General features: G+C 69.0%; 24 protein-coding genes. 15 read left to right on the top strand and 9 right to left on the bottom strand.

The window, feature by feature from the left end; translation table 11 throughout:
• Window positions 1-903 (top strand): LysR family transcriptional regulator, encoded by a 903-nt coding sequence (locus J8I34_RS12265; RefSeq protein WP_209806152.1) that lies wholly within the window; start codon window positions 1-3, stop codon window positions 901-903.
• Window positions 904-1031: 128 nt separating this feature from the next.
• Here the strand turns inward: J8I34_RS12265 and J8I34_RS12260 are convergent, their stop codons facing one another.
• The 5 genes from J8I34_RS12260 to J8I34_RS12240 all read right to left on the bottom strand — a co-directional run bounded on the left by J8I34_RS12260 (window position 1032) and on the right by J8I34_RS12240 (window position 4795).
• Window positions 1032-2228 carry an MFS transporter gene (locus J8I34_RS12260; protein WP_209806151.1) on the bottom strand — a complete coding sequence of 399 codons (1197 nt, stop codon included), beginning with the start codon at window positions 2226-2228 and terminating at the stop codon, window positions 1032-1034.
• Between the two features lie 105 nt (window positions 2229-2333).
• Entirely contained in the window at window positions 2334-2585 is a 252-nt protein-coding gene (locus tag J8I34_RS12255) for a hypothetical protein (protein WP_029044586.1), read from the bottom strand.
• Window positions 2586-2624: 39 nt separating this feature from the next.
• The gene (locus J8I34_RS12250; protein WP_029044585.1) at window positions 2625-3086 is read right to left on the bottom strand and encodes a MarR family winged helix-turn-helix transcriptional regulator; all 462 of its coding nucleotides are present in this window, start codon (window positions 3084-3086) and stop codon (window positions 2625-2627) included.
• A 141-nt stretch (window positions 3087-3227) separates the two neighbouring features.
• Entirely contained in the window at window positions 3228-3683 is a 456-nt protein-coding gene (locus J8I34_RS12245) for an Ohr family peroxiredoxin (RefSeq protein ID WP_029044584.1), read from the bottom strand.
• A gap of 200 nt (window positions 3684-3883) precedes the next feature.
• The gene (locus J8I34_RS12240) at window positions 3884-4795 is read right to left on the bottom strand and encodes an adenylate/guanylate cyclase domain-containing protein (RefSeq protein ID WP_232232282.1); all 912 of its coding nucleotides are present in this window, start codon (window positions 4793-4795) and stop codon (window positions 3884-3886) included.
• Between the two features lie 200 nt (window positions 4796-4995).
• On the opposite strand from J8I34_RS12240, the gene J8I34_RS12235 reads away from it, so the two are divergent.
• From J8I34_RS12235 to J8I34_RS12215, 5 genes are all read left to right on the top strand, one after another.
• Entirely contained in the window at window positions 4996-5436 is a 441-nt protein-coding gene (locus J8I34_RS12235) for a ferritin-like domain-containing protein (RefSeq protein WP_029044582.1), read from the top strand.
• 154 nt (window positions 5437-5590) lie between these two features.
• A complete protein-coding gene (locus J8I34_RS12230) occupies window positions 5591-6712 on the top strand; it encodes an AI-2E family transporter (RefSeq protein WP_209770178.1) in 1122 nt (373 codons plus the stop codon).
• A 16-nt stretch (window positions 6713-6728) separates the two neighbouring features.
• Window positions 6729-8303 (top strand): efflux transporter outer membrane subunit, encoded by a 1575-nt coding sequence (locus tag J8I34_RS12225; RefSeq protein WP_209806150.1) that lies wholly within the window; start codon window positions 6729-6731, stop codon window positions 8301-8303.
• Window positions 8300-9451 (top strand): HlyD family secretion protein, encoded by a 1152-nt coding sequence (locus tag J8I34_RS12220; RefSeq protein WP_209806149.1) that lies wholly within the window; start codon window positions 8300-8302, stop codon window positions 9449-9451. The genes J8I34_RS12225 and J8I34_RS12220 overlap by 4 nt, the downstream gene beginning before the upstream one ends.
• Window positions 9441-10493, top strand: a complete 1053-nt coding sequence (locus tag J8I34_RS12215; protein WP_209806148.1) for a DUF2955 domain-containing protein — start codon at window positions 9441-9443, stop codon at window positions 10491-10493. Before J8I34_RS12220 ends, J8I34_RS12215 begins: the two co-directional genes overlap by 11 nt.
• Window positions 10494-10508: 15 nt before the next feature.
• On the opposite strand, the gene J8I34_RS12210 is transcribed toward J8I34_RS12215, so the two are convergent.
• Window positions 10509-11312 carry a BPL-N domain-containing protein gene (locus J8I34_RS12210; protein ID WP_029044577.1) on the bottom strand — a complete coding sequence of 268 codons (804 nt, stop codon included), beginning with the start codon at window positions 11310-11312 and terminating at the stop codon, window positions 10509-10511.
• 56 nt (window positions 11313-11368) lie between these two features.
• The gene (locus J8I34_RS12205) at window positions 11369-12343 is read right to left on the bottom strand and encodes a LysR substrate-binding domain-containing protein (protein WP_209806147.1); all 975 of its coding nucleotides are present in this window, start codon (window positions 12341-12343) and stop codon (window positions 11369-11371) included.
• A gap of 93 nt (window positions 12344-12436) precedes the next feature.
• On the opposite strand from J8I34_RS12205, the gene J8I34_RS12200 reads away from it, so the two are divergent.
• The 7 genes from J8I34_RS12200 (at window position 12437) to ggt (ending at window position 20489) form a co-directional block, all read left to right on the top strand.
• On the top strand, window positions 12437-13624 hold the full coding sequence (locus J8I34_RS12200) for a CaiB/BaiF CoA transferase family protein (protein ID WP_029044575.1): 1188 nt from the start codon (window positions 12437-12439) through the stop codon (window positions 13622-13624).
• Window positions 13617-14756, top strand: coding sequence for an acyl-CoA dehydrogenase family protein (locus tag J8I34_RS12195; RefSeq protein ID WP_029044574.1), 1140 nt, complete (start codon window positions 13617-13619; stop codon window positions 14754-14756). The genes J8I34_RS12200 and J8I34_RS12195 overlap by 8 nt, the downstream gene beginning before the upstream one ends.
• A 232-nt stretch (window positions 14757-14988) precedes the next feature.
• Entirely contained in the window at window positions 14989-16059 is a 1071-nt protein-coding gene (locus tag J8I34_RS12190; RefSeq protein WP_029044573.1) for a PAS domain-containing sensor histidine kinase, read from the top strand.
• A complete protein-coding gene (locus J8I34_RS12185; protein ID WP_209806146.1) occupies window positions 16056-16724 on the top strand; it encodes a response regulator in 669 nt (222 codons plus the stop codon). Before J8I34_RS12190 ends, J8I34_RS12185 begins: the two co-directional genes overlap by 4 nt.
• A gap of 136 nt (window positions 16725-16860) precedes the next feature.
• A complete protein-coding gene (locus J8I34_RS12180; RefSeq protein WP_209806145.1) occupies window positions 16861-18129 on the top strand; it encodes an amidohydrolase family protein in 1269 nt (422 codons plus the stop codon).
• A gap of 27 nt (window positions 18130-18156) precedes the next feature.
• Window positions 18157-18693 (top strand): DUF1097 domain-containing protein, encoded by a 537-nt coding sequence (locus tag J8I34_RS12175; protein WP_029044570.1) that lies wholly within the window; start codon window positions 18157-18159, stop codon window positions 18691-18693.
• 77 nt (window positions 18694-18770) lie between these two features.
• The gene (ggt, locus tag J8I34_RS12170; protein ID WP_209806144.1) at window positions 18771-20489 is read left to right on the top strand and encodes a gamma-glutamyltransferase; all 1719 of its coding nucleotides are present in this window, start codon (window positions 18771-18773) and stop codon (window positions 20487-20489) included.
• Between the two features lie 11 nt (window positions 20490-20500).
• Here ggt and J8I34_RS12165 read toward each other — a convergent pair whose 3' ends face one another.
• Both J8I34_RS12165 and J8I34_RS12160 read right to left on the bottom strand, forming a co-directional pair.
• On the bottom strand, window positions 20501-20725 hold the full coding sequence (locus J8I34_RS12165) for a DUF3820 family protein (RefSeq protein WP_063240740.1): 225 nt from the start codon (window positions 20723-20725) through the stop codon (window positions 20501-20503).
• A gap of 76 nt (window positions 20726-20801) precedes the next feature.
• A complete protein-coding gene (locus tag J8I34_RS12160; protein ID WP_209770203.1) occupies window positions 20802-21188 on the bottom strand; it encodes a hypothetical protein in 387 nt (128 codons plus the stop codon).
• 451 nt (window positions 21189-21639) lie between these two features.
• Here J8I34_RS12160 and J8I34_RS12155 point away from each other — a divergent pair, with 451 nt between their 5' ends.
• Window positions 21640-21948 carry a hypothetical protein gene (locus tag J8I34_RS12155; protein ID WP_029044566.1) on the top strand — a complete coding sequence of 103 codons (309 nt, stop codon included), beginning with the start codon at window positions 21640-21642 and terminating at the stop codon, window positions 21946-21948.
• A 173-nt stretch (window positions 21949-22121) separates the two neighbouring features.
• The gene (locus J8I34_RS12150) at window positions 22122-22958 is read left to right on the top strand and encodes a universal stress protein (protein ID WP_209770205.1); all 837 of its coding nucleotides are present in this window, start codon (window positions 22122-22124) and stop codon (window positions 22956-22958) included.
• Window positions 22959-22973 lie beyond the last annotated feature (15 nt).

Genomic DNA, 22973 nt, shown 5'->3' with positions numbered 1-22973 from the left:
ATGCATAGCATGGCCGGCGAACCGAACTGGGAGTGGTACCGCACCTTCCTCCACGTGCTGGAAACCGGCTCGCTGTCGGCCGCCGGGCGCGCGATGGGGCTGACGCAGCCGACCGTCGGCCGTCATATCGACAGTCTTGAGGCCGCGCTGGGTATCAAGCTCTTCACGCGCTCCTTCGACGGCTTCGCCCCCACCGACGCCGCGCACACACTGCGGCCCTATGCCGCCGGACTCGCCGCCACGGCCGCGGCCATGCGGCGCGCCGCCAGCGGGCATGGCGACGGCGTGCGCGGCACGGTGCGGCTGTCGGCGAGCGAAGTCGTCGGCGTCGAAGTCCTGCCGCCGATCCTCGCGGCACTGCGCGAAGCCCACCCGGCGCTGGAGATCGAGCTGGTGCTGTCGAACCGCGTCGACGACCTGCTGCATCGTGAAGCCGATATCGCCGTGCGGATGTTCCGGCCGGAGCAGGACGCGCTGGTGGCCCAGCGTGTCGGCGGCATCGAACTGGGGCTGCATGCGCATGAGCGCTACCTGGCCGTGCACGGGGCGCCGCAGTCGCTGGAGGAACTGGCCGGGTTTGCCGTAATCGGCTTCGACCGGGAGACGCCGTTCATCCGCCGCTTGCTGGAGCGCTTTCCGGCTTTGTCGCGCCAGCGCCCGGCCTTTCGCGCCGACAGCGACCTGGCGCAACTGGGCGCGATCCGCGCCGGGTTCGGCATCGGCGTGTGCCAGACCGCGCTGGCGGCGCGCGACCCGCGGCTGGCCAGGGTGTTGCGCAGCGAGTTTTCCGTGGCGATGGATACCTGGGTGGCGATGCATGAGGACTTGCGCGGCAGTGCGCGCTGCGCGGTGACCTTTGCCGCGCTGGTGGCCGGGCTGCGAGGCTACGCGGAAGGGGCATAGCCGCGGCGTCGATCGGGGCCTTGCTGCGGCGGCACGCCGGTGGCCTTGCTGCCAGTCCGCCCCGGGCCGCTTGCTGCGCGGCCATGTGGTCGAACTGCCGTGGCGCCCGTGAACGGTCGCCGGCCACGCTAGCCGGAGCGTGCCTGCTGGCGCAAGTTGCGAGTGCGGGCGGCGAGATAGGGCAGGTTTGCCGTGACGAAGAACGCCAGCAGCAGCGCGCCCGCGCTCCATGCGAGCGCCGGCACCCACGGCATCAGGCTGGCCAGCATCGCGCCCCTGGCGGCGCCGGACGCCACCATGGCGATGCGCAGGAAAGCGGCCATGGCAAGCACGGCAAACACCAGCCCGGCAAGCCTGCCTTCGCGGCCCACATGCCCGGCATCGAGCGCGGCATTGGCCGCCGCGCCGAACATGATGCCCCACATGCCGCCGGCCAGGCATTGCGCGGCCAGCACCGCCTGCAGCGAAGCGGCGCCAATGAAGCCGGACAAAGCCAGCGTGCCCAGCACCGATGCGGCGAGCAGCAGCACGCAGGCAGGAAAGCGCCGCAGCCATGGCGTCTCGGGCAGCAGCACGCACAGGGCGAAGCCGATCCAGAACGCCGGCATCACCCGCACCAGCTCGGCGCTGGCAACGAAGCGCAGGTAGGCCGGCCCCGAATTGATCGCGGTGTGGACCTGGAAGCCCAGCGCGAGCAGCCAGACCGCCGCGAACAGCAGCCACAGGCGCCGCGGGCCGGCGCTGGCAGTCGGCGCCGCGTCGGCACGCTGGCTTGCCGGCGGCAGTTCAACCCAGCGCAGGGCGGCCACGGCCAGCACCAGCGCCGCACTGGCCGCGGCGAAGGGGATCAGCGGCGAAGCCTCGCGCAGCCGCGCCGTCAGCACTGGTGCGACCGCGCCGGCCAGGCCGATGCCGAGCAGCGACACCAGTATCAGGAACGAGGAAGCCGATCCCTGCAGCCGCCGCGCGATGATGACCATGGGCGGCGCGCGCAAGGCCGAAGAGGTGGCGGCCCATAACGCGGTCAGGGCAAGCAGCAGCACAGGCGAGGAAGCCGAAGGCAGCAGCACGAACGCCAGCGCGGAAACCACCGACAGCGCCAGGATCCAGCCGCCGAGCCGGCGCATGCCGTTGGCGACACGGTCGGCGGCGATGCCCAGCGCCAGGTCCATGGCGACGAAGATCACCTGGTCCATCACCAGGATCCACGCCACGTGCGCGCGCGGGATGCCGGCCTGTGTGGCCAGCTGCGGCAGGAACGCGACGTAGAGGGTCCACGTGACCGCCAGCAGGAACTGCACGGAGCAGAAGATCAATGCGCGCATGCGGCCCACCTTGCCCGGTGTTTTCCTTGGAAGGATAGGGCAAGGACGGGGTAAAGCCGGGAGTAATGCCGGGCGTAATGCCGGGAGTAAAGCCGGGGGAGGGGCTCAGTCGTCGCTGAGCTTGTCGCCGTTGACCTCGACGAGCTGGTCAAGCCGCAGCGCCTCGCCCGAGCTGAGCGAGACAAACTCCGCCCGCTCGCGGCTGAAGATATCGGTGATCGTGGCCGTCACTTGTTGCGCAGCGCCATCATGGTCGCGATAACGGATCACGGCGGGCCGGCGCACGGTGGCCAGCGCTTCGAGCCGATCGTGGAATTCGCAGCTGATCGGGATGTACGGGGTGGATGCGTGGTTCATGTCAGTAGCTCGCAAAGCAGGGCGGTCGCCGGCGCATTTTCAGTCGCCGGACCTGACCGACCGGATCAGGTTGTTGCGCAGCGTCGCCACCGCCTTCTGCAGGCGTGCGAACTCGTCCGGCGCCAGGCCGGTGGCGCCCGCCAGGCTGCCTTCGAGGCGCTTTTCGCGCAGGCGCCGCCCGTTGCGGGTCAGGCTGACCCGCACCTGGCGCTCGTCCTCGGGATCGCGCTGCCGCTCGACGTAGCCCATGGCTTCCAGCTTCTTCAGGATCGGCGTCAGCGTGTTCGATTCCAGGAAGAGCTTTTCGCCCAGGCTGCCCACGGTCTGGTTGTCTTCCTCCCACAACGCCACGATGGTGATGTATTGCGTGTAGGTCAGGCCCAGCTGTTCGAGGACGGGCTTGTACGCCTTGCCGAACGCCAGGTTGGCGGAATAGACGGCGAAGCAGAGGAAATCGGACAGCTTGGGGTCCGCGGCAGCGGCCTTGTCGGTGGCTTTCATGGTCTGGCTCCCGTGTCTGGATGTGACGCTGCGGGAAATTATAGGTCGTATGCGATTGTATCGGGGATGCGATAACCGGCTCGGACCCATGGGCGCCGGACCGCGCCCCGGGGGGGCGCGGTCCGGCGCCGCGCGCCTGCGTCAGCCGGTGATGACGTTGATCGCCACGTCGATGTTGCCGCGCGTGGCCTTGGAGTACGGGCAGATTTCATCGGCGGCATGGGCCACCGCCGTCGCCACGTCGTGCGGCACGCCAGGCATGCGCACGTTCAGGCGGGCCTGCAGCAGGTACTCGCGGCCGGTCTGGCCCAGGTCAACCTCGATCTCGACGGCAAGGTCCGAGGGCAGCGTCAGCTTGTGCGTCTTGGCCGCAAGTGCCACCGCGCTGATGTAGCACGCCGACCACGCACCGGCGAACAGCCGCTCGGCGGTGGGATGCGCGTCGCTGCCATCGAAGACATGGGTCGGGTTGGCCTCGGTGCCGGGCGACGACAGCCGCATGTCGACGGTGCCGTCATGTCCGCGGGGCGTGTTGCCGGCGGCGCTGAATGTGGTGTAGGTCTTGCCGCTGGCCAGGACTTTGGCGATCTTGCTCATGGTGGGGTTCCTCTCGGTGGGTTGGCTTTCATAATCGTATGCGATTACATCGCATACGATATATATAGGCAAAAAACAATCAGCTTCCGCTGATCTGTCGCAAGCGTTTCAATCGCATGCGATGGAAAGCATGATGGGATACGGAACAGCTGAAGTCAAGGAGAATTTCCACGCTATCCTGCAGCTGTGCGGTGACCGCCTCAGTCTTCTTCGACAAAGAACTCGATCGCCTCCTGGTGGGCGTCCCCGGGCGGCGAGAACGTGATCCAGCCGTGGCCCCGCAGCGTGATCTCGTCACGGCGCAGCATCAGGCTGTCTTCGCCGTCGATGCGGACGTGGGTGCCGTTGGAGCTGCGGTCGATCAGCACGAAGCGGCCGCCGCGCGGCTCGACGGTGGCCTGGAAGCGCGACACCTGCCGGTCCAGGATGACGATGCTCATGGTGGAGTCGCGGCCGATGGTCAGCGGCGCCGAGGTGGCGTCCATCTCGAACAGGGTGTCGCGGTAGCGCAGCGACAGGAACAGCGAGCGGCGCACGGCGACGTCCATCGGGGCGACCAGGGTCAGTTCGGTGTTCTGCTGCCAGATCCCCTCGTACAGCTCCACCAGCTGGTGCTTGCCGCGCACCTGGATCGGATACAGCGCTCGCGTCATCTGCCGCAGCGGTGCCGACAGCTGCTCGACGGCATGCTTGCTGGTGATGATCTGCCCGCGCGAGGCCAGCTTGACCAGCCGCGCGGCCAGGTTGACCGTGTCGCCGAACACGTCGCCGCCTTCGTCCGACAGGATCGGGCCATGGTGGAAGCCGATATGGATTGACAGGGCAATGCCGGCGATCGGCGCCAGCCCGGCCACGCCTTCCTGCATGTCGAGTGCCGCCTGCATCGCCTGGTCGGCGGCGGGGAACAGCACCATGATCTCGTCGCCGATGGTCTTGACCACGCGCCCCTGCGCCAGCGCGGCGCGCGTCTTCATCAGCCCCAGGCAATGGCGGATCGCGGCGAGTGCCACCGCGTCGCCGGCCTTGTCATAGAGCCGCGTGCTGTCGCAGATGTCCGCGAACATCACGGCGCCGTCGCATTGGTCGGCTGGCGAACCTGGATCCTTTTGCATCACCGGCGATGTTGTCAGTTTTCCGGGGCGGGCCGCGCCCGGCTACCTCAGGCGCGCGCCACGTCTGCATGATAGGAATTCCAATGCCGGATTGCTGCCCCGCACGCGTTTGCCGCCAGGCGCGAACGCTCAGGTGTGGCGCGGCGCCGACTAGAATGAATCAGCCTGCTTTTGTGCCTGCAACCCGTGAGGAAGATGCCATGGCGGAAATCGAGAAAGACAAGGTCGTCGGGGTGCTGAACCAGATACTGGAAGCCGAACTCGCCGGGGTCGTGCGCTATACGCACTATTCTTTCCTGGTGTTCGGCTTCGGCCGCATCCCCGTGGTGTCCTGGCTGCGCGAACAGGCCAGCGAATCGTTGCTCCATGCGCAGCAGGCCGGGGAGTGGATCACCACCCTGGGCGCGTATCCCTCGCTCGGCATCGCCGCGCTGCTGGACAGCCACACCACCGACATCGGCACCATCCTGCGCGAATCGCTGGCGACCGAGCGGCAGGCGCTGGAGCTGTACCGCCAGCTGCTGGCCCTGGTCGAGGGCCGCTCGGTGGCGCTGGAAGAATATGCGCGCGAGTCGATCCAGCTGGAGGAACTGCACGCCGGCGAGGTCGAGAAGATGCTGCGCAAGCCCGGACAACCGTAAGCCCGTGCGTGCCCGGGCGGCACGCCTGTGGTCCGGGTGACGAAAAGGTTGCCCGAGCCCCCTGGCTCGCCTAGACTGGATTGCGGCCGGCGCTGAGTACAAGGCTGGCGTACCGATGTGAACCTTTGCGGCTTGCACCCGGGGGAGTCGATCGATGTTGCCTACGCCCATATCCGAGAAGGCGCTGTCCCGCGGCTTGCTTGACGTCCTGATCCGCGCCGGGCTGATCGCCGTCCTGGCGGTTTTCTGTTTCCAGATCTTCCACCCGTTCGTCGACCTGCTGCTGTGGTCGGTGATCCTGGCGGTCACCATGTACCCGCTGCAGGTCAGGCTGCGCGCGCGGCTGGGCGGCCATGACGGGCGCGTCGCCACGCTGATCGTGGTGCTGGTCCTCGCCATCATCCTGGTGCCGACCTACCTGCTGGGCAACGCCCTGGTCGAGTCCGTGGAGAACGCCATCGCCATGGTCAGGGACGACCGCGTGCATATCCCGATGCCGGAGGAGTCGGTCGCCGCCTGGCCATTCGTCGGGGAGCGGCTCTACGACTTCTGGCTGCAGGCCGCCACCGACATGGCCGCGGTGATGGAAAAGCTGATGCCCCAACTCAAGGGCTTCAGCCTGGCGCTGCTGGGCAAGCTCGCCGGCGTCGGCGTGGCCCTGCTGGTCCTGCTGTTCGCGCTGATCATCGCCGGCATCATCATGGCCTATGGCGAGGAAGGGACGCGCAGCGCCAGGCAGATCGCCTCGCGCGTGTTTGGCCAGGAGCGCGGCCCCCGGCTGGCCGACCTGTGCACCGCCACTATCCGCGCGGTGGCGCAGGGCGTGGTGGGCATCGCCTTCATCCAGATGCTGCTGATCGGCGTCGCCTTCGTGATCAAGGGCATTCCCGGCGCCGGCCTGCTGGCGCTGGCGGTGCTGCTGCTCGGTATCATGCAGCTGCCCGCGACGCTGATCACCATCCCGGTGATTATCCTTGTCTTTGCCGCCGAGGGTGCCACCGGGGCGACCGTGGTATTTGCCGTCTACACCTTTATCGCCGGACTGGCCGACAACGTGCTCAAGCCGCTGATGCTCGGCCGCGGCGTGGACGTGCCGATGCCGGTGGTGCTGATCGGCGCGCTGGGCGGGATGGTGACAGGCGGCGTCATCGGGCTGTTTATCGGCCCCGTGATGCTGGCCGTGGCCTACCGGCTGTTCTGGCAGTGGGTCGAAGACCAGCCGCCACCGCAGCCTGCCCAGCCGGTGCACGAATCGATCGAGCAGACCGCGGAATAGTGCAGGCGTTCGCCTCATGCCCGTCCGCAACCGGCCGAACGGAATGCTGCTGGCCGGCGTGCTGTGCCTGGGCGCATGCGCGCGGGTGGGGCCCGACTTCCAGCCGCAGCGCGAGGCGTGGACGCCCACATGGGACAGCCCTGCGCTGCAGGCCGCCACCGAGCAGCGCCCCGCCCCCGACCTGCGGCAATGGTGGCAGATATTCGGCGACCCGACGCTGGAGCGCCTGATCGCCGAGGCCGATGCCAACAACGCCGGACTGCGCATCGCCGGCCTGCGCGTGATGGAGGCGCGCGCGCAGCTCGGCATCGCCCAGAGCGGCCGCTACCCGCAGCTGCAGCAGGTGAGCACCGATGCGCTGTACACCTCCACCCGCCAGGCCGGCGGGCGCAATCCGCAGAACAGCCGCTTCTGGCAGTTCAGCGCGGGTTTCGACATCGGCTGGGAGCTGGACTTCTGGGGGCGCTTCAGCCGCGCCATCGAGTCGGCCGATGCCGCGTATTTTGCCGCGCGCGCCAACCACGAGGATGTGCTGGTCCTGCTGCGCGCCCAGATGGCCGAAACCTACTTCGCGCTGCGCACCGCCGAGGCGCGGCTGCGCATCGCCCGCGACAATGCCCGGCTGCAGCAGCGCAGCTATGAAATCACCGAACGCCTGTTCCGCAGCGGCGAGACCGACGAGCTCGACCTGCAGCAAGCCAAGACGCAGTACCTGGGCACGCTCAGCAGCATTCCCGAGTTCGAGGGCCAGATCCTGCGCACGCGCAATGCGCTCGCGGTGCTGGCGGGCCACCCTCCCGGCGCGCTGCCGGAGCTGCCCGACCTCGCGGAGCGGGAAGGGGCGCTCCCGCTGATCGACCGCGCCGTGGTGCAGGACGTGCCGGCCAGCCTGCTGGTGCGCCGTCCGGATGTGCGCGCCGCCGAGCTGCAGATCGCGGCGCAGTCCGCGCTGATCGGCGTGGCCGAGGCCGATCTCTACCCGTCGCTGTCGCTGCTGGGCAGCATCGTCTGGTCCGCCGGCACGCTGGCCGGCACGCCCAACACGCTGGCGCTGGTCGGCGGGCCCAGCCTGCGCTGGAACGTGTTCGACTATGGCCGCATCCGCAACAACGTGCGGGTGCAGGACGCACGTCTGCAGCAGCTGATCGTGGCCTACCAGGACGCGGTGCGGCAGGCCGCGCGCGAAGCCGACGATGCCGCCAGCGGCCTGCTCAAGTCGCTGGAACGCGAACAGATCCTGCGCGAAGGCACCGTCGCCGCCAACCGCTCGCTGTCGCTGGCCAACTCGCTCTACCGCGAGGGCTATTCCGACTTCCAGCGCGTGCTGGACGCCCAGCGCGCACTGGCGGCCCAGCAGGACGCCTATGTGCTCAACCGCAGCAGCGCCGTGAGCAACCTGATCGCGCTGTACAAGGCGCTGGGCGGTGGCTGGCACAGCGAGTTGCCGCTGGTGGACCCGGCGACGCGCCAGCAGATGCAGCAGCGCACCAACTGGGGCGACCTGTTCGACGAAGCCGGGCGGCCGGCCGTCCCTGCCGGCGCCGGTGTTCCTGCGACACCACGGCAGGTATCCAATGTGGAGGCCCGATGAGCGACACGCCGCAGCCCGCAGCCGTTCCGCCCCCGCCAGCGCCGGCGCCGCCGCCACCCGCGGCGGCGCCGGCCGCCGATCCGGCAAAGAAAGGCATCCGCTTGGTGCTCGTGCTGATTGCCGTCAGCCTGGTGTGGTATCTGCTGGCCGACCGGCTCACGCCCTATACGCAGCAGGCGCGCGTGCAGGCCTTCGTGGTGCCGGTGGCATCCGAGGTGGCGGGGCGCGTGACCCGCGTGCACGTGCGCAACAACCAGGACGTGGCGGCCGGCACGGTGTTGTTCGAGGTCGATCCGCAGCACTACCGCATCGCCGCCGACCGCGCGCGCGCCGACCTGGAGTCGACGCGCCGGCAGATCGGCGCCAGCACCGCCGGCATCGAATCGGCGCAGGCGGCGCTGCGCGCGGCGCGCGCCAACGAGGTCAAGGCGCGCCAGGACAGCGAACGCCTGGAGCGCCTGTACCGCGAGGATCCGGGCACCATCTCGCTGCGCCGGCTCGAGATCGCGCGTGCCAGCCTGGAAGCGGCTACCGCGCAGGTGGCCGCGGCGCGCGCCGAGGTCCAGCGCGCGCGCGAGCAGGAGGGCGGCAGCGCGGAAGACAACGCCAAGCTGCGCAGCGCCGCCGCCGCGCTGGAAAAGGCCGAGCTGGACCTGGCCAATACCAGCGTGCGCGCGCGCTCGGCCGGGCTGGTCACCGACCTGCGCACCGAGACCGGCCAGTTTGCCGCCGCGGGGCATCCGGTCATGACGCTGATCACCATCCACGACGTGTGGATCAACGCGGAGATGACCGAGAACAACCTTGGCCACGTGGTGCCCGGCACGCCGGTGGCGATCGTGCTGGATTCGCTGCCGGGCCGCATCTTCACCGGGCGCGTGCGCAGCGTCGGCTACGGCGTCAGTATCGGCGGGCCCCCCACGCAGCCCGGCAGCCTGCCGACAGTGCAGAACAGCCGCGACTGGCTGCGCCCGGCCCAGCGTTTCCCGGTGACGGTGGAGTTCGATCCGGGGCAGCTGTCGTCGCTGCGCGGCGTGCGCGTGGGCGGGCAGGCCGAAGTCATGGCGTTCCCGACGGAGGGCAACCCGCTCAACCCGCTCGGCCGCGCCTTCCTGTACCTGATGAGCTGGCTGTCGTATGTCTACTGACAGCCCCGCGCCGACACCGCGGCCGCCGCCTTCGCCACGCGCACGGCGCGCGCTGCGCCTGGCCAGCGGCACCGCGCTGTGCCTGGCGGCCAGCTTCGGGCTGGGCCTGCCGATCCCGATGCTCGCCCCCGTGCTGGCCATATTTCTGCTGGCAAGCATGAACCGTCCGCTGGCCTTCAAGGCGGGCGTGGGCCTGGCGCTGGTGACGATGCTGACCACCGGCAGCGGCCTGCTGCTGATTCCCTTGCTGCGCCACTACCCGGCGAGCGGCGTGCTGCTGACCGGCCTGTGCCTGTTCCTGGCATTCCGCTATGGGCTGCGCGGCGGCAACAACCTGGTGTCGACCTTCCTGGTGGTCGGCCTGACCATGATCTCGTCGGCAGGAACCTTCGACTTCGGCCTGGCCGTGACGGTCATTGCCGCGCTGGTCAAGGGATTGCTGCTCGCCGTGCTGGCGCTGGCGCTCGGGCACTGGCTCTTTCCCGAGCCAGCAGGCGTGCCGCCGGCGCCCCCGGCCAGCGCGCTGCCGGACGACCTGGCGGCGTGGGTGGCGCTGCGCGCGGCGCTGGTGGTGATGCCCGCCTTCCTGCTCACCATGACCGATCCCACCGCCTACATGCCGATCATCATGAAGGCGGTCAGCCTGGGCCGGCAGAGCTGCACCACCTCCGCGCGCAACGCGGGCCGCGAGCTGCTCGGCTCGACCCTGCTCGGCGGCCTGCTGGCGATCGCGTTCTGGGGCGCGCTCAGCCTGTTCGTGCACCTGTGGATGTATTTCCTGTGGATGCTGCTGTTCGTGCTGCTGGTGGCGCGCAAGCTCTACGGACTCAGCCCCACGCGCCTGGCGCCGGGCTTCTGGCTCAATACGCTGGTGACGCTGGTCATCCTGCTGGGGCAGTCGGTGCAGGACAGCGCGGCCGGCAAGGACGTCTATACCGCCTTCATCGTGCGCATGGGGCTGTTTATCGGCGTCACGCTGTACGCGTGGCTGATGATCGAACTGCTCGACCAGCCGCGCGCCGTGCGCAGCAACGCTATCTGATCCAGGCGCCGCGTTCTATCCCAGCGCCAGCCCGCCATGCGCGAGCAGCTGGCGGAACACTGCCAGCTGGCTTTCACCGGTCTCGGCCAGCCGGTGGCACACGTGGACGTGGGCATCCATGTCGCTGTGGCCGCGCAGCGCGTCCTTGCACTCGCGCTCGGAAATCTCCAGGTGGACCCCCGTCAGGATGGCGCGCCCGTAGCCGACGCGCGCCGCCACGATGGCGGGCGGGGTGCCGGCCATGCCCGTGTAGACCGCCAGGACCTGCGTATCGGGGCCGGGCTCGCCCCCGAAATCGAACAGGCAGCCGCCGTGGTAATGCGTGTAGAGCGACACCGGCGCTTGCGTCAGGTGGTTGGTGGTGCGGATCTCCACGGCGGCGGCGGTGCGCGGCGTGCCGTCGTACAGGCGTCCGCCGGTGAGGTCCGGCAACGAGCCGACCGCCACCGCGTCGACAAAGCGCAACTCGCGCTTGCCGCAGATCGCTCCTGAAGTGCCGGCGTGAAACGCAAGTTCGCGGCAGGCGTAGTAGGCGCCGGCGCAGATGCCGAGGTAGACGCCGCCCCGTTCGACGAAGCTGCGGATGCGCGCGTTGGGTGCGCCATTGAGCGCCGCGCAGTAGGGCAGGTCGGCGCCGCCGGGCATCACGAACATCACCGCGTCGTCGAACAGCGTGGGGTCGTGGCGGATATCGTCGGCCATGACCGCGCGGATTTCGTAGGCGCCGGCCTGCAGCTGGTGGCCGATGGTGCGCATCAGGCAGGCGGTCCAGTCGGAGGCGCCGGCATCGACATACGTCAGGATCTGGGGCTTGGACATGCTGGTCGTGGCGTTTTGGTCGGGGGCGCGGGCAATGCGCGCCCCTGGCTTGCTTTCTACCTTAGTTTTCGCGCTGGCGCAGTACCGGATTTCCTGGGGATCGCCCGCGCCGCCATGGTTTCACTGACGGCTTCACGTACGCATTCGGCCAGCAGCGCCGCCGCGCGCGTCTGGCCGATACCGGCCTGCGCGATCACCAGCGGCTGGCGCACCGTTTCCTCCAGGATCGGCTTTTCCACCACGCTGGCCGACTGGCCGGAGGCGGGTGCCTGCGTGATCAGCAGCGCGCATCCCAGTCCGTTCGCTACCATGCTGCGCGCCAGTTCCAGCGACGTGGCGCGGTAGCGTACCTCCGGCTGCAGGCCGAATTGCCAGAACGGCGCCATCAGGAATTCGCGGCTGTGAGGCAGGTCGATCAGGATCAGCGGCTCGCGCGCCAGCGCGTGCAGCGAGATTGCGGCCTTGCCGCGGGCAAGCTTCGATCCGGCCGGCACCAGCCCGTAGGGCCGCAGTTCGGCCAGCACTTCGCGGCCGATCTCGGCAGGCAGCCCCACGTCGTAGGTCAGGGCCAGTTCGATCTGGCCGCCGTGCAGCCAGTCTTCGAGTTGCGCCAGGTCGCCTTCGACAAAACGCACGGCCAGCCTGGGATAGCGCTCGCGCGCCACGCGCAGCACCGCCGGCAGGTAGGCCGGCGCCAGCGTGCGGAACACGCCGATGCGCACCTCGCCGGCTTCGCCGTCGCCGCGCTTGTCAATCTCGAATGCCGTTGCCGCGCCCAGGATCCGGCGCGCTTCCGCCAGCTTGCGTGCCCCGAAGCGGGTCAGGGCCAGCCTTGCGCCCGCATCGCGGGCGAACAGGGCTTCGTCGAACAGGGCTTCGAGCTCGCGGATGGCGACCGAGATGGAAGGCTGCGAGACGTTCAGCAGCCGTGCCGCGGCCGTGGTGCTGCCGGTTTCCGCTGTGGCGGCGAAGTAGCGCAACAGGCGCAGCGAGATGCGCGAGGAGCGCGGCGAAGACTGCTGCGATGTCATTAGGAAATCCTATAGGCGCTACTCGAAATCAATATTTTACTTGATAGCCTGCGCTGCGCAGAATCGGCCCACAAGCCCTGGAGGAGCAAGACCATGACGCAATCCAACCTGCCTGATTTGCCCGATCTCCCGCTAGCCGGCCTGCGCGTGATCGATTTCTCGCGCGTGCTCGCCGGCCCCTATTGCACCGCGCTGCTCGGCGACCTCGGCGCCGAGGTGATAAAGGTCGAGCCGCCCGGCGGCGACGACTATCGCGCGGTCGGCCCCTTCGCCGACGGCAAGAGCGGCCTGTTCTCCGCGATGAACCGCAACAAGCAGAGCATCGTGATCGACCTGAAGACGCAGGACGGCCTGGATGTCGCCCGCGCGCTGTGCCGCGGTGCCGACGTGGTGGTGGAAAATTTCCGCCCCGGCGTGGCCGACAAGCTCGGCATCGGCTACGCCGCGCTGCGCGAACTGAACCCGTCGCTGGTGTACGCCAGCGTGTCTGGCTTCGGCCAGACCGGCCCGGAATCGCACCGCCCGGCCTACGACATCATCCTGCAGGCGATGTGCGGGCTGATGGACGCCACCGGCGCGCCCGACGGCGCGCCGACCATGCTCGGCGAGGCCGTGTCCGACGCCGTCAGCGGCCTGTTCGCCTCGTGGGGCGTGCTGGCCGCGCTGCTGGCGCGCGAGAAGACGGGGCGCGGCACGCATGTCGATGTGTCGATGTTCGATGCCACGCTGAGCCTCAGCGCCACGCTGGTCGCGCGCTACGCGGCCACCGGGCTGGCGCCGCGGCGCGTCGGCAACCGCCATCCGTCGTCGGCGCCGTTTGGCGCGTATCGCGCCGCGGATGGCTTCTACGTGGTGGCGGTGCTGAACAACAAGCTGTTCCAGGCGCTCGCCGACGCCATCGGCCAGCCTGCGATGGCGCACGACCCGCGTTTTGCCGATGACGAGACGCGGTGCCGCTTCGAGTCGGACTTGCGCGCCATGCTGGAAAGCTGGTCGGCTGCGCGCACCGTCGCGGAGGTGAACGCAGTGCTCGGCGCCGCCGGCATCCCGGTCGCCCCGATCCGCAATGTCAAGGAAGCGCTGGAGAGCGAGCACGCGGCGCATCGCCGCCTGTTGACCGAGGTGCCCGACACGGGCGGCGGCACGGTGCGCCTGCCGTCGCAGCCGGTCAAGTTCTCTGCCTACGGCGCCAACCGCGTGACGCCCGCGCCGGCACTGGGCCAGCACACCAAGGCCATCCTGGCCGCGCACGATTTCGACAAGGAGAAGCAACATGCATAAGCGAATGGGCGTCGAAGCGGAAGACCTGGAGATCGCCGATGCGATCGGCCGCTTCGCGCAGAGCGAACTGGCCCCGAACGCCGCCGAAGTGGATCGCGACGAAACCTCCACCACGCGCTACGTGCCGCAGCTTGCCGAGCTCGGCCTGATGGGCATGAACCTGCCCGAACGCTGGGGCGGCACCGAAACCTCGCCGGTCGCGCTGATCCTGTCGCTGGCCGAAGTCGCGAAGGCCTGCGCTTCGACCTCGTCGATGATCGGCGCGCACTACCTGGCCACCGACTCCATCCTGATCGGCGGCGACGACAGCCTGCGTGAACGCTACCTGCCGGATGCCGCCGCCGGCCGCAAGCTGGGCGCGTTCGCGCTGACCGAGCCCCGCGCCGGTTCCAACCCCGCCGACATGGCCACGCGCGCCACGCCGGAAGGCGATGGCTACCGCCTGCGCGGCGTCAAGCATTTCATCTCCAACGCCGCCGCCGCCGACTTTATCGTCGTCTACGCCAAGACCGATCCCGCGGCCGGCACGCGCGGCATCAGCGCCTTCGTGGTGGATCGGCACAGCGCCGGCGTGGACGTCGCGCCCGCCGAGAAGCTGATGGGCATCCGCGGCGCACCGGCGCACGAGGTGGCGCTGGACTGCTTCGTCCCCGCCGCCAACCGGCTGGGACCGGAAGGCAGCGGCTTCCGCACCGCGATGAAGGTGCTCGACAACAGCCGCCTCGACGTGGCCGCCACCAGCCTCGGCATCAGCGAGGCGGCGCTCGCGTGCGCGGTCGACTGGGCCAGGCAGCGCCAGGTCGGCGGCGAGCCGCTGGCGCGCAAGCAGGGCCTGCAGTGGATGTTCGCGGACATGCGCACGCGGCTGGAAGCGGCATGGCTGCTGACGCTGCAGGCTGCGGTGCGGCGCCGCGACGGCGAGCCTTTCACCGAGCATGCATCGATGGCCAAGCTCTATGCTTCGGAGACAGTAGCCTTCGTTACCGATACCGCATTGCAGATCCACGGTGGCTACGGCTTCACACGCGAAATGCCGCTGGAGCGGCTGGTGCGGGATGCGCGCATCCTGCGCATCTATGAAGGCTCGTCGGAGATCCAGCGCACGGTGATTGCGCGCGCGGTGCTGGCATAGGGCGCGCGGCAAAGACGCCCCGACTGCATCCGGCGATCTCGCCCATTCAGGAAAACGACAAGGGCGCAGCCGCCCGCCGCTGGCTATAGTCTGCGGGGGGCCGGGGCTTGCCCAGCGCGCCGCTTGCGTAATCCACGCAACTTATGCGCGATCGGCATGCATGCATGCGCGCCCCGAATCAATCAGGAAGTCTGGAACGGCAGGGCGGTGGGCAGCCCTGCGGGGGGGAGGCATGGATGTCGAACTGCAGCGCGCCATATTGAACAACATTCCGGACCAGGCCTGGCTCAAGGACGCGAGCTCGCGCTACGTGCTGGTCAACGACGCCTTCATGGCCGCGTGCGGACGGACCGAGGCCGAGATCCTGGGCAGCACGCCCGACCAGGTCTGGTCCGCGGAATGGGGCCAGGTCTACCTCGATACCGACAGGGCGGTGGTCAACAGCGGCGTGCGCCGCCGCTACGAGGAAAGCCGGCATGGCACGGACGGCGGCGTGCGCTGGTTCGACACCATCAAGATGCCGATCCGCAACCCGCGCGGCGAGGTCGTCGGCACGGTAGGGATCTCGCGCGATATCACCGACCGCAAGCGCTCCGAAGAGGAGCTGCTGGCTTCGCGCGCGCAACTGCGCGAGCTGTCAGCGCACCTGCAATCCGTGCGCGAGGCCGAACGCACCCGTATCTCGCGCGAATTGCACGATGAGCTGGGGCAGTCGCTGACGGCGTTACGCCTGGGACTGAGCTTCATCGAGGCACAGCAGGGCCCGGCCGCCGACGATGCGTATCGCAAGCACGTGCAGATGCTCAAGGAGATCGCCGACTCGACGGTGGAAGCCGTGCAGCGCATTGCCGCGGACCTGCGCCCGCCCCTTCTGGACGAGCTGGGGCTGGCCTCGGCGATCGAGTGGCTGGTCGAGTCGATGTCGGAGCGCAGTGGCATTGCCTGCGAGAAGGCGCTCCAGCCTGTGGCAGGCCTCGGCGCCGAAGTCAGTACCGCGGTTTTCCGGATCGCCCAGGAGGCGCTGACCAATGCCTGCCGCCACGGCCAGGCCGACCGCGTGCGCGTCGAACTGGGCGAGACGGGCGGCATCGTGCGGCTGGTGGTCGCCGACAACGGCTGCGGCATCGATGCCTCCGTGACCGGCCGCCGGCGCAGCCTGGGTTTGCTCGGCATGCGCGAGCGCGCGCTGATGCTGGGCGGCAAGCTGGTGGTGACCAGCGGCAAGGGCCACGGAACGCGGATCGAGGCGCTGATCCCGCGCGATGCCGGCGTTGCCGAGGCGACGGGGGGAGATGCCAGATGATCCGCATCCTGCTGGCAGACGACCACACCATCATCCGCGACGGGTTGAAGAAGATCCTTTCCACCGTGCCGGACATGCAGGTGGTGGCTGAGGCCGCCGACGGCAATGAACTGCTCGCACTGCTGCGCGCCGGCCTGCCGGACGTGCTGCTGCACGACATGTCGATGCCGGGCCGCAGCGGCATCGTGCTGATCCAGCAACTGCAGGCCAGCTATCCCGCGCTGCCCGTGCTGGTGCTGAGCATGTACCGCGAGTCGCAGTACGCGGTGCAGGCGATCCGCGCCGGCGCCGCCGGGTATCTCACCAAGAATGTCGAATCGGACCAGCTGATCGGCGCCATCCGCAAGGTGGCGCGCGGCGGCACCGCGGTGTCGGCCGCGATCGCCGACAAGCTGATCGGACAGGCGCGCCAGCCGCTGGCAGCCTTGCCGCATGCGCGGCTGACCGCGCGCGAACTGCAGGTGTTCCAGATGCTGGCCGAAGGGCAAGGCATCAATGAGATTGCGTCGACGCTGTCGCTCAGCGGCAAGACGGTCAGTACGCACAAGGCCAACATCATGGCCAAGCTGGAACTCTCTTCGACCGCGGGGCTGGTGCACTACGCCATCCGGCACGGGATGCTGGCGGAAGCGGGAGAAGCAGGTGAGGTGAGCGAGATCCCATAGGTTTGTGCAGCGCAGCTAGGCCGATCCTTAGGTCGAATTCAGCCGATCCTGATGCAGCCGGCGCACGCCGGCACCTACGCTTCAGGTCACGGAGCAGCGGCTCCGGCAGAACGACAAGACCTGAAGGAGACACGCCATGCAGCTGGACCTGCTGATCCGGGATGCGTGCGTCCGCGACGACGCGCCCCTGACCGATATCGCCATCCGCGACGGGCGCATTGCCGCCATCGAGCCGGGCATCGACGCGCCGGCGCACGAAGTGATCGAAGCCGGCGGCCGCGCCGCCATCCCGGGCCTGGTGGAACCGCACCTGCACCTGGACAAGGCGCTGCTGCATCGCCGGCTGCCCGCCCGGCTGGGCACGCTGGACGAGGCCATCCGCGTCACCGGCATCCTGAAGAGCAAGCAGCAGCGGCACGATGTGCTGGACCGCTCGCGCCAGGTGCTGGACATGGCGGTCAGGCATGGCACCGTGGCGATCCGCGCCCATCCCGACGTCGACCTGATCCAGGGGCTGGTCGGGGTGGAGACGCTGCTGGAACTCAAGGCGGAGTACCAGGACCTGCTCGACCTGCAGATCGTGGCCTTCCCGCAGGAGGGCATCCTGAAGTCGCAGGGCACGCGCGAACTGATGATCGAGGCCATGGACATGGGCGCGGACGTGGTCGGCGGCTGCCCGTACAACGAGCTGAGCTGGGCCGATACCGTGCGCCATATCGACTTGGTGTTCGAGCTGGCGCAACGCTATGACGCGCCGGTCGACATGCATGCCGATTTTGCCGACGACACCGCCGACCAGCGCTTTGCCGCGGTGGACTACATCGCACAAAAGACCATTGAATGCGGCTACCAGGGCCGCGTCTCGCTCGGGCATGTGACCAGCCTGGGCGCGCTCGACGCGGCGCAGCTGGAGCCGCTGGTGGCGCAATTGCGCGAGGCCGGCATCAGCATCGTGACCCTGCCTGCTACCGACCTGTACCTGGGCGGGCGCAAGGACCAGCAGAACCAGCGCCGCGGGCTGACGCCGGTGAAGGCGCTGCATCACGGCGGGGTCAACGTGGCGTATTCGTCCAACAACATCCGCAATGCCTTCACGCCGTTCGGCAAGGCCGACATGCTGCAGATCGGCAACATGCTTGCGCACGTGGCGCAGTTCGGCGTGCCGGAGCACCAGCTCGCGGTGCTCGGCATGGGCACGCACAACGCCGCGCGCGCGATCGGGCTGCACGACAGCTATGGCCTCGAAGTGGGCCGGCAGGCCGATATCGTGATCCTCGACACCTTCAAGGTAGCGGACGCGCTGATCGACATTCCGCCGCGCCTGTGGGTGGTCAAGCGCGGGCGGATCACGGTGGTGACGCAGCACCGCTGCGACATCCGCCGGCACCGCTGCTGCGCGCACTGAACCGCCCCAACCCACAAGGAGACGATCATGAAGAAGCTGCCTGCCGAAGTCGTGGCCTCGCTGCTGGCCATCACCACCGTTCCCATTGCCGCGCATGCCTCGCACCTGCCGCCGTGGGCCATCTTTATCAGCTGGGCCGCGACCTTTGCCATGGGCGGGCCCACGCCGGAGAACCTGAAGAAGATCTGGCCGACCTTGCCGGTGGGGTCGCTGTTCGCGTTCGTGATCGTGCTGTGTTTCAGGCAGGCCGCCGAGCAGTTCTCGGGGCCGGCGCTGATCGCGGCGGAGATGGTGATCCTGTTCATGCTCAACGCCAGCATGATGTTCCTGGCGCGCGTCTTTTACACGCTGCGCTTTATCCCCGGGATGTTCTTCGGCTTCGCCTCGTACTTCGCCACGCTGTTCGGCGGCTTCGGGCCCGCGCCGGGAGATCCGGTCGCCGCGCTCGGTGCCGTCGTCGCCATGAATGCAATGGGCCCCGCCTATGCCTGGATCAAGGCGCGCTACTCGGCGCCGGAAAGCCTGGTCGAGCGCCCATGGCAGGCGCGCAAGCGCGAGGCCTGAGCCGCCATCGCATCGTCATCATCATCGCGGCTGCCCGCGCGGCGACAGCACGGCGCAGCCGATTCGGGGGAGTGGACATGGAACATATGATTGAAGCCGATCCCTGCGGCGGCACCTCGCGCAGGGCTTTCCTGGCAAGTTCCGCAGCGCTGGCGGGCAGCACGATCCTCGCGCCGGCAAGCGCCGAGGCGGCGCAGGACGCCGCGCCCGCGGCGCGCAGCGGACTGGCGCATTCGGATGCGGGCATGGTCACCAGCCCGCATGGGCTCGCCAGCCAGGCCGGGCTGGAAGTGCTGAAGGCCGGCGGCAATGCGATCGAGGCCGCAATTGCGATCGGCGCGGTGCTGAGCGTGACCTATCCGCATTTCACCGGGCTGGGAGGCGATGCCTTCCTGGTGATCAGCGACCGCGACGGCAATGTGCGCTCGTTCTCGGGGATCGGGCAGGCCGCCGCCGAGACGCCGGGTTACAGCGGCGCCATCCCGTTGCGCGGGCCGGGCGCCGCGCTGACCGCGGCCGCGACGGTCGCGATCTGGGACCGTGCCTTTGCCTTCAGCAAGAGCCAGTGGGCCGGTACCCAGTCATGGTCGAGCCTGCTGGGGCGCGCCACCGAGTACGCCGCCAACGGGTTCCCGGTCACGCCGTCGCAATGCTTCTGGCAGGAGTTCCGCGCCGCGGACCTGCCGGCCTGGGGCGGCTTCGGCCGCGTGTTTGCCCCGGACGGACGCATGCCGAAGGCGGGCGAAATGTTCCGCCAGCCCGAACTGGCGCGCACGCTGGACCGGCTGGCGACACAGGGCGGACGGGAGTTCTATGAGGGCGACATCGCCGGCCGGCTTGCGGCAGGCCTGGCGCAGGCCGGCTCGCCGTTGCGCGCCAGCGACCTGGCGCGCTGCCAGGCACGCGAGGAAGTGCCGCTGCGCGTTGCCTACCGTGGCGGCGAACTGCTGGGCCTGCGTCCGCCCACGCAGGGCGTGACGACGCTGGAGATCATGGGGATCCTCGACCGCTTCGACCTGGCGGCCGTGCCCGAAGGCAGTGCCGACTACTACCACCTGCTGGTCGAAGCCGTGAAGCTGGCGTTCCTCGATCGAAACCGCTACGTTGCCGACCCCGATTTTGTCGACGTGCCGGTGGACCGGCTGCTGTCGCGCCGGCACCTGGATGCGCAGGCGCAACGCATCCGCATGGCGCGGGCCATGCCGTGGCCGCATGCCTACCAGCACGGCGATACCGTGTATATCGGCGCGGCCGACCGCGAGGGCCGCTGCGTCAGCATGCTGCAGACGGTGTATTTCGACTGGGGCAGCGGCGTGGTGGTGGGCGACACGGGCGTGCTCTGGCACAACCGCGGCGCGTCGTTCAGCCTCGATCCCGCCAGCCCCAACGTGCTGCGGGGCGGCAAGCGGCCTTTCCACACGCTGAATCCGGGCATCTACCTGAAGAACGGCCGACCCCGGCTGCTGTACGGGACGCAGGGCGCCGACGGGCAGCCGCAGACGTTGGCGGCGGTGCTGACGCGGATGATCGACTACGGCATGGATCCGCTGACCGCGCTCGGCCGGCCGCGCTTCCTGCTGGGCAAGACTTTCTCCGACAGCCGCGACAGCCTCAAGCTGGAGCAGGACGCCGGCCGGCAGGTGTTCAGTGAACTGGCGGCGCGTGGCCACCAGCTGAGCCCGATCCCGGCGCAGAGCCAGCTGGCCGGGCATCCGGGCGCGATCCGGATCGGTCCGCAAGGGCAGCTTGCCGGCGCGCACGACCCGCGCAGCGACGGCCGCGCGCTGGGACTGTAGCCGGCGCGGTGCTAGCCGCGTCCGCGCAACGGCTTGAGCAGGTGCGACAGCCCGTTGTGGTCGAGCTCGTGCATCAACGCCAGCAGCCCGCCAATCTCCCCTGGCGGGAAGCCTTCGCGGGCAAACCAGTTCAGGTAGTTGCCTGGCAGGTCGGCGATCACCGTGCCCTTGTGCTTGCCGTAGGGCATGGTGACGCTGACCAGCCGCTTCAGTGCGTCGGAATCGAACGGAGTCATGGTGGCGTCAAATCGGCAGGGCGCTACGCTACCACAGCTTGCGCCCGCCGTTGACGCGCGGGGGGGGGGGCTGGCGTCAGGCGCCGTCGAGGAACGCGCTGCGCAGGCCCAGGCGGGTGCCGAGCGCATCGGGGGCCAGGCTCATGCTGGCGGGGTCGACGGCGCTGCCAGGCGCGCTCGCCTGCATCGGATCGACCGGGGCGGGTGCCATGCCCGGCTGAGCGGCCTGGCCTGCCGGTGCGTACGGGCTGGCTGCGCCCGGGGCCTGCGCGACTTGGGCAGACGGTGCAGCGCCCGGCATGGCTTGCATCGGTTGCGCGGACGCCGGCTGGGTGGCTTGCATCGGTTGCGTGGCTTGCATCGGCTGGGCCGGTTGAAGGGGCTGGGCCTGCTGTGCGAACAGCGGGTAGGACGCGACCATCGCGCCAGCCATCAACAGGGATTTCGCCAGATGTTGCTTCATGCGTGTACCTCCAAATTAGCCTTCAGGCATGGGAAAGACCACTTTAGCGCCGAGGCACCTGACATTCTGTTTGTTTTTGCAACGGTGATTTACCAGTCTTGCCAAGCACGCGTGAGTGGGTTAATTGCGCGCGATGCCTGTGCCACCGCTTCTACGTCGACCTCCACCTCCACCTTGAGCCCGAAGCGCGCGTGCTGGCCGACTGGAGTTGCGACAGCGCGTCGGTGGCTTTGCTGGTGCCCGCCCGGCGTGAGCGCACGGCGCGCGCGGGCAGTGCGCCGATGCAGTTCCTGGAGCAGCGCCGGGCAGCGGACGCAGAAAGGCCGACAGCAAGGGCAAGCACCAGCGCAGCAAAAGCGCCGGTGCGGTTACACGTTGCTACGTGCCTAACCTTCTGCGAACACCTGCCGCCGCGGGGCGCCGCTACATTGCCGGCCAGGAGGACATCACCATGCGAAGCATTCTGGCCGCCTGCGCTCTGGCAGGCATCGCAGTCATGGGCCCGGGCACCGCCCAGGCCCGCGTCAACGTCGATATCGGCATCGGCATTCCCGGCTATGCCGTGGCGCCGCCCCCGGTCTACTACGAGCCGGCGCCGGTCTACGTGGCCCCGCCACAGCCGGTGGTCGTGGCGCCGGGCTATTACGACGACTGGCGCGAACAGCGATGGCGGGAGCGCAAGTGGCGCGAGCGCGAATGGCGCGAACAGAAGCGGCGCGAGCGTGAATGGCGCCACTGGCACGAAGACCACGACGACTGAGTGATGCTGGCGGCGAATGGCGCCTGTCGTCCGTTTCTTGTCGCTTTTCTTGTCCCTTTTCGTGCCGGCCGGATGAAGCGCGGGCTCCGGCCGCCTTGACGCGGGTCAAGGCCCAATCGGTCTTGCGGCCTAGACTGGATGCAACCTGCAACCAAGACCGAAGCGAGGGCATCATGGCCTACGACAGCATCCTGGTCCACCTGGACGGCAATCCTCAGTCCTCCCGCCGTCTGCACCTTGCCGGCCGCCTCGCCAGCGCTGCCTGCTGCCCGTTGATCGGCCTGCTGGCCGGGCGCGTGCCCGACCCCGCCTGGTCCTACCGCATGGACAATGCCCAGCGCTGCCTGGCCGAAGACCAGGAGCGCCGCCGGCTGCAGCGCGAAAACATGCATTGCGCCTTCGAGGCCGCCACCCGCGAACTGGGGGTCGTGGCCGAATGGCGTGCGGTCGATCGCGACCCCGTCACGCTGGCGCTGCGCGAAGCGCGCGAGGCCGGGCTGATCGTGTCCGGCCAGTACGATGGCGACAACGTCGAAGGCCCGGTTGCCAGACAGTTGCTGGAAGCGCTGCTGCTGGAATCTGGCCGGCCCTTGCTGGTGGTCCCGTGCGCCGGCGAGTTCAGCATCATCGGCACACGCGTGCTGCTGGCCTGGAACGGCAGTCGAGAGGCCGCGCGCGCGCTGCACGACGCGCTGCCTCTGCTGGCTGGCGCGCAAGTCCGCATACTCGGCGCCCATACCGCCGCCAGGGAGTTGCGCGCCGATGCCACGCCGGTCGGACACGCGGTGCGGGTGCTTGAGAGGCAGGGTGCCTCGGTCGAGATCGAGCATGGCCCTGGGGGCGCCGACATGACCATCGGCGAACTGATCCTGTCGCGCGCCGCGGACTTTGGCGCCGACCTGATCGTGATGGGCGCCTACGGCCATGGCCGGCTGCGCGAACTGGTCCTTGGCGGCGTGACCCGCGTGCTGCTGCAGTCGATGACCGTGCCGGTGCTGTTCTCGCACTGAACACCACGCGCCGGG

The sequence above is a fragment of the Cupriavidus phytohabitans genome (assembly GCF_017815025.1).
GTDB lineage: Bacteria > Pseudomonadota > Gammaproteobacteria > Burkholderiales > Burkholderiaceae > Cupriavidus.
The sequence above is the reverse complement of the archived record's forward strand: the minus strand, read 5'-3'. Positions and strand labels throughout refer to the sequence as shown.